Origin of the sequence: Nocardia sp. NPDC058499 (genome assembly GCF_042719915.1) — a bacterium.
GTDB lineage: Bacteria > Actinomycetota > Actinomycetes > Mycobacteriales > Mycobacteriaceae > Nocardia.
Genome location: NZ_JBHXMZ010000004.1, coordinates 527782 through 545194, shown reverse-complemented (window position 1 = coordinate 545194; position 17413 = coordinate 527782). Strand labels below are relative to the sequence as shown.

The following is a 17413-nucleotide window of genomic DNA, read 5'->3' as shown; positions in this document are numbered from 1 at the left end:
CCTCACCGCGGCCGGCGACCGGTGTACCGATCGCGATATCGCCGGTACCCGACAACCGGGCGAGCAACACCGCGAACGCGGTATGCGCCACCATGAACAGGGTCGCGCCCTGCTCGCGGGCGAAATCGGCCAGCGCGCGGTGCAGTTGCGCATCGATCCGCACCTCGACCCGGCCGCCGTCGTACGACTGGGCCGCGGGCCGCGGCCGGTCGGTCGGCAGATCCAGCTGCTCGGGCAGATCCGCCAGCGCGGACCGCCAGTAGGCCAGCTGCTCGTGCGCCAGCGACGACGGATCCGTGCCGTCGCCCAGCAGATTCCGCTGCCAGATCGCGAAATCGGCGTACTGGACCGGCAGCGGCGCCCACTCCGGCGCCCGGCCGGCCGCCCGCGCCGAGTACGCAGTCATCAGGTCCCGCGTCAGCGGCGTCATCGAGGAACCGTCGCCCGAGATGTGATGCACCACCGCGGCGAGTACGTATTCGTCCACCGCGCCGTCGATCTGCAACAGGGTCACCGAAACCGGTACCTGTTCGGCGACATCGAACGACATCCCGGCCAGCTCGGCCACCACGGTTTCGACCTCGTCCGCGGACACCGTGCGGATATCCAGCTCCGGTACCGCCCCCGTGGCCGGCAGCACGACCTGCACCGGCCCGGCTTCGGTTTCCGGGTACACCGTCCGCAGCACCTCGTGCCGCGCGACCAGATCGGTGACCGCCTGCCGCAGGGCCGCCACGTCCAGCTGCCCGGACAACCGGATCACCATCGGGATGTTGTAGGCGGCCGCACCACCGTCGAACCAGTTCAGGAACCACATCCGCTGCTGCGCCAGCGACAGCGGAATCCGTGTCACGATCTCACCGGACGGCAGCGCCCGGGTGGGACGCGGTTGCGGTACCAGCGGCGGACGGCCACCCGAACCGGTCTGCTCTTCGAGACGCGCCGCCAGCGCACCGACGGCGGAGGCCTCGAACAGGGTCCGCACCGGCACCTGGGTGTTCAGCGCGGCACCCAGCCGCGCCACGGCCTGGGTCGCGAGCAGCGAGTTACCGCCGAGCGCGAAGAAGTCGTCGGCCACGCCGACCCGCTCCACGCCGAGGACCTCGGCGAGCACACCGGCCACCACGTTCTCGGTCGGCGTCGACGGCGCCCGGAACTCGCGCACCTCGACAACAGGTTCCGGCAAGGCCCGGCGATCCAGTTTGCCCGCCGGGGTCAGCGGGATGGCGTCCAGGACCATGATCGACGACGGCACCATGTAACCCGGCAATCGCTGCCCGGCATATTCACGGACCTCGTCGGTATCGACCGAACGACCGGCTGCGGCAACCACATACGAGACGAGCGAGACCACGCCCGCGGCGTTCTCGTGGCCGGTCGTGACCGCGAAGTCCACGGTGTCGTGCGCCGTCAGCGCGGCGTCGATCTCGCCGAGCTCGATACGGAAACCACGGACCTTCACCTGGAAGTCGTTACGGCCCACGTACTCCACCGCAGGGTCGCCTGCGGCATCACGCCGCCAGCGCACCACGTCACCGGTGCGATACAAACGCGCACCCGGCGTGCCGTGGGGGTCGGCGACGAAGCGGCCCGCGGTGAGACCCGGCCGGGCGTGATAACCACGCGCCAGCTGGATACCACCGACATATAGCTCACCCGCGACACCTTCCGGCACCGGATTCAACCGGTTGTCCAGTACCAGCGCACGCATACCGCGCACCGGACCACCGATGGTGACCGGGTCACCCGGAAGCAACCGGCCACTGATATTGGTCGCAATGGTCGCTTCGGTCGGACCGTAGGCATTGTGGAACCGGCGTTCCACCCCGCCCTCGGTGATGGACCACTTGGCCACCAGATCCGCCGAAACAGCCTCACCACCGGCAATGATCACTTCCATACCCGCGAGATCCGCGGGGTCCAGCGAAGCCAGCACCGACGGCGTGATGAGGCCGACCGTCACACCCTCACGGGAGATCAGCTCGCCCAGCTCCGCACCACCGTAGGTACCGGTCGGCACGACAACCAGCGCACCGGCCGAGCCGACGGCCAGCAGCAGTTCCAGGATCGACGCGTCGAACGACGGCGACGCGAACGCCAACGCCCGCGACGCCGGAGTCAACCGGTACCGCTCCACCTGCTCGGCACTGAAGTTCGCCAGACCCGCATGGCTGACGACAACGCCCTTGGGCAGGCCGGTCGAACCCGAGGTGTAGATGACGTACGCAGCGCTTTCCGGAGTCAACGGCCAGACCCGATCGGCATCGGTGATCGGCTCGGCCGGGTAGCCATCGAGCGCGAGCTCGTCTAGTACCAGCCAGTCCACCGAATCCGGCAGATCGGCGCGTACCGAAGAGACCGTGATACCCGCGGGCGCACCGGAATCGGTGAGCATATGGGTGATCCGGTCTTCCGGATATGTCGGGTCGATCGGCAGGAAGGCCGCACCGGATTTGGTCACGGCCCATTCGGCGAGCACCGAATCCGCCGACCGCGGTATTGCCACGGCCACCACGTCGTCGGCGCCCAGACAACGCTCGATCAGCACGTGCGCCAAGCGATTCGACCGCTCGTCGAACTCCCCATAGGAGAACTGAGCACCGTCGAACACCACCGCCGGCGCGGCCGGGTCGACCGCCACGGCAGCGGCCAGCAACTCCGGCAACGTGCCTGCCGGCACCGCCGGACCACCCGTGTGGCTCAGGGCGGCGGCCCGTTCGGTGTCGTCCAGGATCTCGATCGCGCCCAGCACCACCTCCGGATCGGCGGCGACCGTGGACAGCAACCGCCGGAACCGCGTGATCATCGTGCGGACGGTGGCTTCGTCGAACAGTTCGGTGGCGTAGTTCAGGTCCAGAACCATTCCACCCGAGGGATTCTCGCCCAGCGTGAACTGCAGATCGAAGCGGGCGACATCGTCGGCGAGGTCCATCCCGGAGACCTCGAGCCCGGCCAGATCCAGTACCGGCTGCTCATTGTTCTGCAGCGACAGCGCCACCTGGAACAGCGGGTTGCGGGCCTGCGACCGCTCCGGCGCCAGCAGATCCACCAGGCGTTCGAACGGCACATCCGCGTGGCCGAACGCGTCGAGGTCGGCGTGCTTGGCCCGCTCCAGCAGGTCGGCGAAGGTCTCCCCCGATTCGACCGCGGTGCGCAGTACCAGGGTGTTGACGAACATACCGACGAGATCGTCGAGCGCCTGCTCACCACGACCCGCGATCGGCGTACCGATCGCGATGTCGTCGCTACCGGAGAGGCGGGCCAGCAGGGCGGCCAGCGCCGCGTGCAGCACCATGAACATCGAGGCGCCGCGGGCGCGGGCCAGCTCGTCCAGCGTCCGGATCAGCTCGGCCGGCAGTTCGGCGCGCACGGTCGCACCGCGCAGCGAGGCCACCGCCGGGCGCGGCCGGTCGGCCGGCAATGCCAGCTCATCGGGCAGATCGGCGAGAGTGCGCTGCCAGAATGCGATCTGGCGCGCCATCGGCGAGGCCGCATCGTCCTCGGCGCCCAGCACCTGCCGCTGCCACAGCGCGTAGTCGGCGTATTGGACCGGCAGCGTTTCCCAGCCCGGCACCTCGTCCTGGACGCGCGCCGCATACGCGGTCATCACATCGCGCGCCAGCGGCGCCATCGAGAAACCGTCCGCGGCGATATGGTGCACCACCACGACCAGCACATGCTCGCCCGGCGCGGTCGTGAACAACCGGATCCGCAGCGGAATCGCCGCGGCCACATCGAAACCGGTGGCCACGAACCCGGTGATCGCCGCCACCGCCTCGGCCGCGGTGGTCACGACCGGGGTGAGATCCGGCGCCACCTGCTCGGCGGGCACGATCACCTGCGCCGGCGTGCCGTCGATCTGCGGGTAATGGGTACGCAGCGATTCGTGCCGCCACACCACATCGGCCACCGCCGCACGCAGCGCCGTCACATCGAGGTCACCGGTGAGGCGGATCGCCAGCGGCAGGTTGTAGGCCACCGACGAGGTGTCGTACTGGTTCAGGAACCACATTCGCTGCTGCGCGTAGGACAGCGGGAGCCGATCCGGGCGCGGGCCCGCGGCCAGCGCCGGACGCGCCGACTCCCCGGCCTGTTCGGCCCGGACCGCCAATGCCGCGACCGTGGGCGCCTCGAACAGGGCGCGCACCGGCACAGTCACGTTCAGCGCGGTACCGATACGCGCCGCGACCTGGGTCGCGACCAGCGAGTTACCGCCCAGCTCGAAGAAGTCGTCGTCCGCGCCGACCCGCTCGACCCCGAGGACCTCGGCGAACGTATTCGCCACGATCTCCTCGATCGGGGTGGACGGCGCGCGGAAGACGCGGGCCTCGAAAGTGGGTTCCGGCAACGCTTTCTGATCCAGCTTGCCCGAGGCATTGAGCGGGAACGCGTCCAGCACCATGAACGCCGACGGCACCATGTACGACGGCAACCGGTCACGCAGGTGCGCCCGCAGTTCGTCGCTGTCGATCGCCCGGCCGGTGACCGGTACGACATACGCCACCAGATGATCGCCGGTGCGCGCATGGCTGCGCATCACGACCACGGCCTGGGCAACCGAATCCAGCTCGGTCAGCGCATGTTCGATTTCGCCGGGCTCGATCCGCAGGCCGTGCAGCTTCACCTGGAAGTCACTGCGACCCAGGTACTCCAGATCTCCGTCGGTGGACCAGCGGACGATATCGCCCGTGCGATACATCCGCTCACCGGCGCGGAACGGGTTCGCGATGAAACGGGCAGTGGTCAGGTCCGGGCGGGCCAGATAGCCGCGCGCCACCTGTACGCCACCGATGTACAGCTCACCGGGAACACCTTCCGGCACCGGCCGCACCCGCTCGTCCAGCACATAGGCCTGGACGTTGAATCCCGGGACACCGATCGGAACCGCACCGATTTCGGTATCGGTCACCTCGTAGTGGGTGACATCGACCGTGGTCTCGGTCGGGCCGTACTGGTTGTGCAGGCGGGCACCGGTGATCTCGCGGACCCGGCGGGCGAGGTCGGCGGAGAGCAGTTCACCGCCGACGACGATATCGCGCACGCCGGCCCAGGATTCGGGCTCGGATTCGGACAGGAACACCGACAGCAGCGACGGCACGAACTGTGCCATCGTCACGCCCTCGTCGGCCATCAACCGGGTGAGGTATGCGGCGTCGCGATGGCCCTCCGGACGCGCGATGACCAGGCGGGCGCCGACCTGCAGCGCGACGAAGATCTCCATCACGGAGGCGTCGAAGGTGGGCAGCGTACGCAGCAGCAGCACATGGTCGGGGCTGACACCGTGCCGGGCATGGGTCGTCACCAGGTGGTTCACCACCGACCGGTGCGATACCACCACACCCTTCGGACGGCCGGTGGAGCCCGAGGTGAAGATCGCGTACGCGGTGTTGTCCGGCCGCAGCGGCCGCAGCCGATCGGCATCGGTGACCGGGGTGTCCGCGAAACCGGACAGGTCCAGCCGATCGATCCGCACCTGGCCGGCAATCGCCGCGTCCAGGTCTTCACCGGAAGTCAGCACGCAGACCGGTTGCGCCGTATCGATGATGTACTCGAGACGTTCGAGTGGCTGGTCCGGATCCAGCGGCACATACACGCCGCCCGCGGCCACTACCGCGTAGATGCCGGCGAGGAGATCGATCGACCGGCGCATCCCCAGGGCCACATAGGTTTCCGTGCCCACCCCGGCCTCGCGCAGCCACCGCGCCAGCCGGTGCACCCGGCCCGCGAACTCGCGGTAGGTCAGGTTTGTGCCGTCGAAGGTGAGCGCCACGGCCTCGGGGGCCCGGGCGACCTGCGCCTCGAACAGCGATACCAGCGTCATGATGCTGTTGCCCGGCGTCGCGGTGAGCGCGGTCTCCACCGGGAACTCGGTGGCGTTCCACCGCTGCAGCATCATCGACCGTTCGGCCGGATCCATGATTTCGATATCGCCCACGGCAACCGTGGGAGCGGCACCGACAGCCCGCAGCAATCGCAGGAATCGCCGGCTGAACCCGGAGACGAACGCTTCGTCGAAAAGATCCGTCGCGTACATGAGCTCTGCCGCCATACCCGAACCGTCGTCGGCCGCCTCACCCAGGGTGAGCACCAGATCGTATTGCGTGCTCGGCGTTTCCACGTCCAGCCCGGTCACCGTCAGGCCCGGCAGTTCCAGTTCGGAGTAGCCGAGGTTCTGGAAGGCCAGCATCACCTGGAACAACGGCTGCCGCGACTGCGACCGCACCGGGTTCAGCACCTCGACCAGCCGCTCGAACGGCACATCGGCGTGCGCGAACGCATGCAGGTCCCGATCGCGCACATGCGCGAGCAGATCGGTGAAGGAGGCGTCCAGATCGACCTGGGTGCGCAACACCAGGGTGTTGACGAACATGCCGACCAGATCGTCGAGCAACCGTTCACCGCGCCCGGCGATCGGGATACCGACGGCGATATCGCTGGTTCCGCTGAGCCGGGCGAGCAGGGTCGCGAAACTGCTGTGCACCACCATGAACAGGGTCGTGCCCTGCGCCTTGGCGAGAGCGTTGAGCGCGTCGACCAGTTCGCCGGGGACCGTGAACCGGTGGGTCGCGGCCTGTTCGCTGGCCACGGCGGGACGGGTACGCGTGGACAACCGGAGCTCGTCGGGCAGCCCGGCCAGCTCGGTTTTCCAGAAGTCGAGCTGCCGGGATACCAGCGAGCCGGGATCTTCCTCGGAGCCGAGCAGTTCGCGCTGCCAGATCGCGTAGTCGATGTACTGGACCGCCATCGGCGCCCATTCGGGTACCCGGCCGGCGGTCCGCGCCGCGTACGCCGACAGCAGGTCGCGGCTGAGCGGATGCAGGGAGAACCCGTCGGCCGCGATATGGTGCACGACCCCGACCAGCACATGATCGTCGGCGCCCAGGCGGTAGATCCGCATCCGCACCGGCGGCTGAACGGTCAGATCGTAACCCTGGACGACGAATTCGGTGATCGTCGCAAGCAGTTCGGCGCCGAGGCCGTCCGTGGCCGCGCCGGCGGCGGCGAACTCGCGGACCTCCACCTCCGGAATCGCCTCGGCCGGCGGCAGCACCCGCTGATAGCCGACCCCATCCTGCGACGGGTACACGGTACGCAGGGATTCGTGCCGGGCGATCACATCGCCGACCGCCTCGATCATGGCCGGCACATGCAGCGTGCCGCGCATCCGGAAGACGATCGGAATATTGTCGACCGCCGAATCCGGCTGGAAGCGGTTGAGGAACCACATCCGCTGCTGCGCCTGCGACAGCGGCGGGCGCTCGGGCCGCGGACGGGCGGCGAGCACCGGACGCCCGCCGGCGCCGGCCTGCTGCTCCACCCGCGCCGCCAGGGCGGCCACGGTCGAATCCTCGAACAGCATCCGCACCGGCACCTCGGTGTCGAGCGCGGCGCCGATCCGGGCGGCGACCTGGGTCGCGATCAGCGAGTTACCGCCGAGGGCGAAGAAATCGTCATCGGCGCCGATGCCCTCGGTGCCCAGCAGTTCGGCGAAGACACCGGCCACGATCTCCTCGATCGGGGACGACACCGCGCGCGAGGCCGCCGATTCGAACACCGGCGCGGGCAGCGCCCGGCGATCCAGCTTGCCGTTGATGGTCAGCGGAATCCGTTCCAGCACAACCAGTGCGGACGGAACCATATAGCTCGGCAGTCGTTCCGCCGCGCCCGTGCGGACGGCTTCGGTATCGACCTCGGTACCGGTATCGGCCACCACATAGCCGACGATCCGGTGATCGCCCGGTTTGTCCTCGCGGACGATCACCGCGGCCTGCGCCACCCCGGGCTGCGCCAGGACGGCGGCCTCGATCTCACCGAGCTCGATCCGGAAACCGCGCACCTTCACCTGATCGTCGGCGCGCCCGAGATATTCGAGTTCGCCGAAGCGGTTCCAGCGGGCGAGGTCACCGGAGCGGTACAGGCGGTCTCCGGGTGCACCCAGCGGGTCGGCCACGAAACGGGCCGCGGTCAGCCCGGGGCGGGCGAGGTAGCCGCGGGCCAGCTGCACACCGGAGACGTACAGCTCACCCGATACGCCCACCGGCGCCGGCCGCAGGCGTTCGTCGAGCACATAGATCTTCAGCCCGCCCAGCGCGCGGCCCACCACGCTGCCGGCCGCGCCGGCGATGGTGGCGGCGTCGAGGGCGCGGTAGGACACGTGCACCGTGGTCTCGGTGATGCCGTACATGTTCACCAGCAGCGGCGACGCGGTTTCCCGCCCGTCGACCACCTGGGTGCGCCCGGACGTTCCGTCCCCGTGCCGTTCGACCCAGTCGGCGAGGCGGCGCAGTTCCAGCGCCTCGCCGCCGAACACCACGTAGCGCAGCGCCAGCGGACGGTCGTCGGCGGCGGTGCGATCCGCTTCGGCCAGCTGATAGAACGCCGACGGCGTCTGGTTCAGCACGGTGACGCGTTCGGTGCGCAGCAGTTCCAGGAACTGCTGCGGCGACCGGGAGACGTAGTAGTCGACGACCACGAGGGTGCCGCCGAACAGCAGCGGGCCCCACAGTTCCCAGACCGAGAAGTCGAAGGCGTAGGAGTGGAACAGCGTCCACACGTCCTCGGGCCCGAAACCGAATTCGCGCTCGGTATTGGCGAACAGCCGCACCACGTTGCGGTGCGGGACCGCGACGCCCTTGGGGCGGCCGGTGGAACCGGAGGTGTAGATGACGTAGGCGGTGTTGTCCGGCCGCAGCGGCGCGCGGCGGTCCGCATCGGTGATCGGGCCGTCGTCGGCGTCTTCGATATCGCCGGCTTCCACCGCGTAACCGTCCACCGCCACCCGCGATACGCCGGCCGGAAGGTCCACTCGCAGGGTGGAATCCAGCACCACGGTCGCCGGGCGGGCATCGTCCAGGATGTAGGCGAGCCGTTCCGCCGGGGAATCCGGGTCCACCGGGACATAACCGGCACCCGATTTGATCACCGCGAGCAGTGCGACGACCAGATCCAGTGAACGCGGCAACACCACCGCGACCAGGTTCTCCGGTCCGGCGCCCTCGTCGATCAGGCGGCGGGCCAGCACGTTGGCCCGGCGGTCCAGTTCGGCGTAGCTGAGCCGGTCGTCACCGAACTTCACCGCCGTCCGCTGCGGATGCTCACCGGCGGCGACCTCGAACAGGCTCGCCAGCGTGGCTGTGGCGGGCTGATCGACGGCGCGGCCCTCGACACTGAACACGCCCGGCGCGGCGTCGGGCCGGATACCCGTCCATTCCTGCACGACATCGGTGCGCTCGGATTCGGTGAGCAGATCGATATCGCCGATCGCAATATCGGGGTTCGCCACGACGGCACGCAGGATCCGCACCAGCCGCTCGGCGAATCCGGTCACGGTCTCCGGATCGAACAGATCGGTGGCATACGACCACTGCATGAGCAGGCTGCCGTCCGCGGCACCGTCGGTACCGACGCTCAGCTGCAGATCGAACTTCGCCAGACCGGGATCGAAATCGACGACCTCGAGATCGAGCCCCGGCAGGGAGACGCTGCGCATATCCGCCGCCGACGCCGCCTCGAAGGCAAGCGCCACCTGGAACAGCGGGTGATGCGCCTGCGAGCGACGCGGATTCAGGATGTCGACCAGCCGCTCGAACGGGATATCGGCATGCGAGAAGGCGGCCAGATCGGTACGGCGGACGTCGGCCAGCAGTTCGGTGAACGGCATCGCCGCAGACACCTCGGTACGCAACACCAGGGTGTTGACGAACATGCCGACCAGGTCGTCGAGCGCCTGTTCGCCGCGGCCGGCGATCGGGGTGCCGATGGCGATATCGCCACTGGCCGACATCCGGCTCGACCACGCGGCCAGCACGGCATGCACCAGCATGAACAGGGTGGTCCCCTGCGAACGGGCCAGATTCTCCAGCTCGGTGCGCAGGGCCGGATCCACGGCGAAATCGTGAACGGCACCGGAGTTCGAGGCGATCTCCGGACGCGGCCGATCAGCCGGGAGTTCCAGCTGATCGGGCAGATCCCGGAGATTCTCGACCCAGTACTCGACCTGCTGGGCGGCCACCGAACCCGGATCGTCCTCCGACCCCAGCACCTCGCGCTGCCAGAGCGCGTAATCGGCGTACTGGACCGGCAGCGGCGCCCAATCGGGCGGTACCCCACGGCTGCGATCGCTGTAGGCGACGACGAGGTCACGCAGCAGCGGCCGCGGCGAGAAACCATCGGCGCTGATGTGATGCGCGACGAGGACGAACACATGGTTGTGCTCATCGAGCCGCAGCAGGGTCGTCTGGAACGGCGGTGCGGCCGTGACATCGAAGACCGCACCGGCCAATGCCAGGATCCGCGCCGGCAGTTCCGCTTCGGTGACGGGTTCGGCGACGAGGTCCAGCGCCACCTCGTCGGCGCGCAGCACCTGCTGATGCCCGACGCCGTCCACCTCGGGGTAGACGGTCCGCAGCACCTCGTGCCGGTCCACCAGATCGGCGAGCGCGGCCTGCAGGGCGTCCACATCGAGGTCACCGGCGAGCCGGACGGCGAACGGGATGTTGTAGGTGGCCGAGGCGCTGTCGAACCGGTTGAGGAACCACATGCGCTGCTGCGCCAGCGACAACGGCACCCGGTCCGGGCGGGACCGCGGGGCGAGTACAGGCAGACCGGTGCGACCGGTGGCGGTCTCCGCCGCGGCCGCCAGCGCCGACACCGTCGACGCCTCGAACAGCATCCGTACCGGGACCTGCGCATCCAGTGCCTGGCCCACCCGGGCGGCAACCTGGGTCGCGACCAGCGAGTTACCACCCAACGCGAAGAAATCGTCGTCCGCGCCGATACGGTCGACGCCGAGGACATCGGCGAACACGCCGGCCACGATCTCCTCGATCGGAGTCGACGGGGCGCGGAACTCACGCGTCTCGAACTCAGGTTCCGGCAACGCTTTACGGTCGAGCTTGCCGGAAGTGTTCAGCGGGAACGCATCGAGGACGACGACAGCCGCCGGGACCATGTAGGTGGGCAGGACCTCACGCACGGCGTCCCGCAGAGCGGTCTGCACGATCTGCTGTCCCGGGGCGGGGACGAGGTAGGAGACCAGCTGCTCACCGAGCTGCGAAGCTACAACTGTCACCGCGGCCTGGCTGACCTGCGGCTGCGCCAGGAACGCCGACTCGATTTCCCCCAGCTCGATGCGCTGACCACGGAACTTCACCTGGAAGTCCGTACGGCCCAGGTACTCGAGGACCGGTTCACCATCGGCGCGCTGCCAGCGCACCAAGTCACCCGTGCGATACATCCGCCGACCGGCGTCGAACGGGCTCGCGACAAACCGGTCAGAACTCAGATCCGGGCGAGTCACATACCCACGTGCCAGCTGATCACCAGCAAGGTACAACTCGCCCGTGACGCCCTCAGGTACCGGCCGCAACCGCGAATCCAGCACATACACACGGCTGTTCCACTGCGGCACACCGATCGGCACACTCGCGGTTTCCTCACCCGTGGCCTGCCAATAGGTGATCGAAACAGCAGCCTCGGTCGGACCATAAAGATTGTGCACCGCAGCATCCGAGATCGCATGCATCGCGGTCACCGTTTCCGGCGGCAGGGCTTCACCGATCACGAACACATGCCCGAGACTCGGAATCGAACCCGCAGCCGTATGCGCGGCGAACACCGTCAGCATCGACGGCACGAAGTCGGTAACCGTAACCTGCCGCTCGGCGATCACCCGGGCCAGATACTCCGGGTCACGATGACCGTCCGGGGTCGCCACCACCAAATGAGCACCCGCAGCCAACGGCAAGAAGTAACCCCACAGCGACACGTCGAAGGTCGTCGCGGTCTTCTGCAAATACACATCCGACGCGTCCAGCGGATACTGCGCCAGCATCCACCCGACCTGGTTAGCGATCGCCGAATGCGGCACCGCCACACCCTTCGGACGCCCCGTCGAACCGGAGGTGAAGATGACGTAGGCCGTATTCGACGCCCGAACCGGAGCGGACCGGTCAGCATCGATCACCGGCGCGGCATCGAAACCACCGGTATCGAGAGTGTCCAGCGCCAGCACCGGCACACCCGCGAGTACACCCACACTGTCACCGGCAACACGGTCACCGCCTGCGGCACCGTCACGACCGGCAGTGCCCGTGCCGTCTGCCGGACCGATGCCGACAGCTTGCGCATCGGCCGTCGTGGACAACAGGCACACCGGTGCCGCGGTATCGAGGATGTAACCGATCCGCTCCGCCGGATGCGACGGATCCAGCGGCACATACGCGCCACCGGCCGCCACCACCGCGTACATACCGACCACCAGGTCCAGCGACCGCGAGGCCAGCAGCCCGACCAGCGATTCCGGACCCACACCTTGCGCGATCAGGTACCGCGCCAAACGGTTCACCCGAGCGGAGAACTCGCCGTAGGACAGACTCGTCCCCTCGAACGACACCGCGACCCGATCCGGATGCGCCGCCGCCATCCGCTCGAACCCGTCCAGCAGCAACCGCTCCGGCAGCGCATGCTCGGTCGCATTCCACTCCGCCAGCACCTGGGTGCGCTCGACCGGAGCGAGAATTTCCAGGTCGCCCACGGGAACCGAGGGATCCGCCACGATCTGGCTCAGCAACCGGGTGAACCGGTCGGCGAACCCCTGCACCGTGGCGCGGTCGAACAGATCCGTGGCGAAGGTCAGGTATCCGACCACCCCGCCGGCTTCGCCCGCGGTGTCGTAGGAATCGCTCAGGATGAGGTTCAGGTCGAACTGGGAGACCTCGGTATCGATATCGACACCGGAAACCGTCAGCCCCGGCAACTCCAGGCTCGACCGGTCCAGATTCTGGAAGGTGAATCCCACCTGGAACAGCGGGTGCCGGGCGGTCGACCGGGCCGGGTTCAGTACCTCGACGAGTCGTTCGAACGGCACGTCCGCATTCGCGAATGCGGCGATATCCAGCTGCCGCTGCCGCGCGAGCAGATCGGTGAACGCTTCGCCGCGATCGACCTGGGTCCGGAACACCAGGGTGTTCACGAACATACCGATCAGATCGTCGAGCGCCTGCTCACCGCGTCCGGCCACCGGGGTGCCGATGGTGATGTCGTCGGTGCCCGAGAGCCGCGACAGGAGCAGCGCGAATGCCGTATGCGCCACCATGAACAGGGTCGCGCCCTGTTGCTGCGCCACCCGCTGCAATCCGGCATGGACCTCGGCATCGATACCGATATCCACCCGGCCACCGGTGAACGATTGCACCGCCGGACGCGGCCGGTCCATCGGCAGATCCAGCTGGTCCGGGATCCCGGCCAGCGCCGACTCCCAGTACCCGAGCTGCTCGGCCGCCAGCGAGTCCGGATCGTTCTCGTCGCCGAGCAGGTTGCGCTGCCAGATACTGAAATCGGCGTACTGCACCGGCAGCGGGGCCCACGCCGGGGATTCCTGCGCGGCCCGTGCGGCGTAGGCGGTCATCACATCGCGGGCCAGCGGACCGACCGACGAGCCGTCGGCGGCGATGTGGTGTGCCACCAGCGCGAGCACGAATTCGCCGGAGACACCGGCCGCGGGGTCCTGCGGATCGGTCGCGGCGGCCGAATCGTCCAACCGGAACAGGGCCACCCGCAGCGGCACTTCGGTGGTCACGTCGAAACCGGTAGAAGCCAGTTCCGCCACGGCCGCACCGATATCCGCGGCGGCGACCGACCGCACCGCGAGCTCCGGGACCGCCTGGGCCGCCGGTAGCACCAGCTGCACGGGACCGGACGCGGAATCCGGGTACAGGGTGCGCAGCACCTCATGGCGCGCCACCAGATCCGCGACGGCTACGCGCAGGGCGTCCACATCGAGTGCGCCGGACAACCGGATCGCCATCGGAATGTTGTAGGCGGCAGACGCACCGTCGAAACGGTTGAGGAACCACATCCGCTGCTGCGCCAGCGACAACGGCGCAACATGCTGAACCTCACCCGAGTCGGTAACCCGCGTCGGCCGCGGCTGCGGCACCAACGGCGCCCGGCCACCCGAACCGGCATGCTGCTCGACCCGGACAGCCAAACCGGCCACCGTGGACGCCTCGAACAATGCCCGCACCGGGACAGTCGTATCCAGCGCCTTGCTCAACCGCGCCGCAACCTGGGTCCCGACCAGCGAGTTACCGCCGAGCGCGAAGAAATCGTCGTCCGCGCCGACCTGATCGATTCCGAGGACCTCGGCGAAGATATTCGCCACGATCTCCTCGATCGGCGTGGACGGCGCACGGAACCTCCGCGTCTCGAACTCGGGTTCCGGCAAGGCTTTACGATCCAGCTTGCCGTTGACATTCAACGGCAGCGCGTCGAGCTCCACGAACGCCGACGGCACCATGTACGACGGCAGCCGCTGCGCCAGCGTGTCCTGGATACGTGCGAAATCCAGGTCGGCGGCGGACGGGACCAGGTAACCGACCAGTCGATCGCCGGTCTTCGGGTCCGACTTCGCGACAACAGCCGCCTGCGCGACCTCCGGCAACGCCAGCAACGCCGCTTCGATCTCGCCCAGCTCGATACGGAAACCACGAATCTTGACCTGGAAATCGGTGCGGCCCCGATACTCCAGCTCACCCGAATTACTCCAGGCAACAAGGTCGCCGGTCCGGTACATCCGCTCGCCCACAGTGAACGGATCGGCCACGAATCGCTCCGCGCTCAGATCCACGCGACCGAAATATCCGTGCGCCAACTGCACACCGGCCAGATACAGCTCACCGGATACACCATCCGGGACGGGCTGCAGTCGGCCGTCCAGCACATATACGCGGGAATTCCACTGCGGCGCGCCGATCGGCATGGCGACCCGGTCGGCCTCGGTCACCCGATGCGTCGTGATCGACACCGCGGCCTCGGTCGGACCGTACAGGTTGAACAACCCGAGATCCGGATAGTCGGCGAGCATCCGCTGCGCGGTCGCGGCCGGCAACGCCTCACCGATGGCCAGCACCCGACGCAACGACGGGGATATCCCCTCGTCGCCGGCGAGCAGGGCGTCCAGCATCGACGGAACCACCGTCAAGGTGGTCACACCTTCGCGGGCCATCAATTCGTTGAGGTAGGACGGATCGCGATGGCCATCCGGGGAGGCGATGACCATCCGGCCACCACACACCGCCGCGGTCCAGAACTCCCACACCGACAAGTCGAACGTGGCCGCCGTCTTCAGCAGAATAGAATCTGTTGCTTCCAAACCGAATTCGGCCCAGATGTACCGCAACTGGTTCACGATCGCCGAGTGCGGCACCGCCACACCCTTGGGCCGGCCTGTCGAACCGGAGGTGAAGATCACGTACGCCGTGTTCGACGACCGCAACGGCGACACCCGATCCGCATCGGTGACCGGAGTATCCGCATAGCCGGAGAGATCGAGGGCGCCCAGGTCCACCACCGGCGCGCCCGCGACACCCGTACCGAATCCGCTTTCGGCGTCGGTCAGCACACATACCGGTGCCGCGGTCTCCAGAATGTAGTCACTGCGCTCAGCAGGCTGATCGGGATCGATCGGCACATAGGCGCCACCGGCCACCGTCACCGCATACATCGCGACCACGAGATCCACCGACCGCCGCAACGCCAAGCCGACCCGAACCTCGGGACCCACACCCTGACCGATCAGGTACCGGGCCAAACCGTTGACCCGCGCCCCCAACTCGGCATACGTCACCTGCGATCCGTCGGCTGCCACCAGCGCCACCGCACCGCGATGGGCGGCCGCCGTGGCATCCAGCAGCGATACCAGGGTGTCGTCGGAGTCCTGTTCCCGGGCAGTCGTATTGCGTTTCGCCAGCGCCGAGCGCTCCGCGGGAGCCAGAATGTCCAGCTCCCCGACCGCGGACTGCGGCGCCGCGATGATCTCGCCCAGCAGCCGTACGAATCGCTCCACGAAGCCCTGCGCGGTAGCACGATCGAAAAGATCGGTGGCGTAGGTGAGATGGCCGCTGACTCCGCTCGGCGCACCGGTGCTGTCGTAGTCGTCGCCGATGATCAGATGCAGGTCGAACTGGGAGATCTCGGTGTCGATATCGACACCGGAAACCGTCAGGCCGGGCAACTCGAGGCTCGACTGCGCCAGGTTCTGGAACGAGAAACCGACCTGGAACAGCGGATGCCGAGCCGTCGAACGAACCGGATTCAGCACCTCCACCAAACGCTCGAACGGCACATCCGCATGCGCAAACGCCTGCAGATCCACCTCACGCTGCCGCGCCAGCAAATCGGTGAACGCCTCACCCTGAGCCAACCGGGTCCGGAACACCAAGGTGTTCACGAACATACCGATCAGGTCCTCGAGCGCTTGCTCACCACGGCCTGCGATCGGCGTACCGATGGTGATGTCGTCGACGCCGGACAGGCGCGACAGCAGCACCGCGAACGCGGTATGCGCCACCATGAACAAGGTGGCATTCTGCTGCTGCGCCACCCGCAGCAAACCGGCGTGGATCTCGGCATCGATCTCGACCGTGACCTGGCCACCGCTGTAGGACTGCACCGCCGGACGCGGACGATCGGCCGGGAGATCGAGCTGATCCGGGATCCCGGCCAGCATCGATTCCCAGTACCCGATCTGCTTCGCCGCCAGCGATTCCGGATCGGATTCGTCGCCCAGCAGGTTGCGCTGCCAGATACTGAAATCGGCGTACTGCACCGGCAACGGCGCCCAGCCCGGCGCCTCACCCGCGATCCTTGCGGCATAGGCGGTCATCACGTCCCGGGCCAGCGGGGCGACAGAGGAACCGTCGCCGGAGATGTGGTGCACCACCATCGCCAGCACGAATTCACCGGCCGGCGTTTCGGCGTCGGCCGCGTTCGGGTCACCCACCTGGAACAGCGCTACCCGCAGCGGGACCTCGCCGGTCACGTCGAAACCGGTGGACGCCAATTCCGCAACGGCCGCAACGACATCACCGGCGGCCACCGACCGCACCTCGAGCTGCGGCACCGCCCGGCCCACCGGCAGGACCACCTGCACCGGACCGGATTCGGTATCCGGATACACCGTGCGCAGCGCCTCGTGCCGCGCCACCAGATCCGCGACCGCCGCCCGCATGGCCTCGATATCGAGTTCACCGGACAACCGGATCGCGAGCGGAATGTTGTAGGCCGCCGTATCACTGTCGAAGCGGTTCAGGAACCACATGCGCTGCTGCGCCAGCGACAACGGCACCGCGTCCTGGACCTCGCCCGACTCCGTTACCCGCGTCGGCCGCGGCTGCGGCACCAACGCCGCCCGGCCACCCGAACCGGCATGCTGCTCGACACGCACCGCCAAACCAGCAACGGTCGGCGCTTCGAACAACGCCCGCACCGGGACAGTCGTATCCAGCGCCTTGCTCAACCGCGCCGCAACCTGCGTCGCGACCAGCGAGTTACCGCCGAGCGCGAAGAAATCGTCATCGGCACCGACGCGATCGGCGCCCAGTACCGTGGCGAAGGTATTCGCCACGATCTC

1 protein-coding gene (cut by both window edges) is annotated in these 17413 nt (G+C 68.0%); it reads right to left on the bottom strand.

Every position in this 17413-nt window falls within one protein-coding gene, locus tag ACFWPH_RS16070, for a non-ribosomal peptide synthase/polyketide synthase, read on the bottom strand. The gene is 56739 nt long; 23450 of those nucleotides lie to the left of the window and 15876 to its right, leaving coding positions 15877–33289 in view (codon 5293, complete, through codon 11097, partial); reading right to left, the first codon wholly in view occupies positions 17411–17413. The start codon and the stop codon both lie outside this window.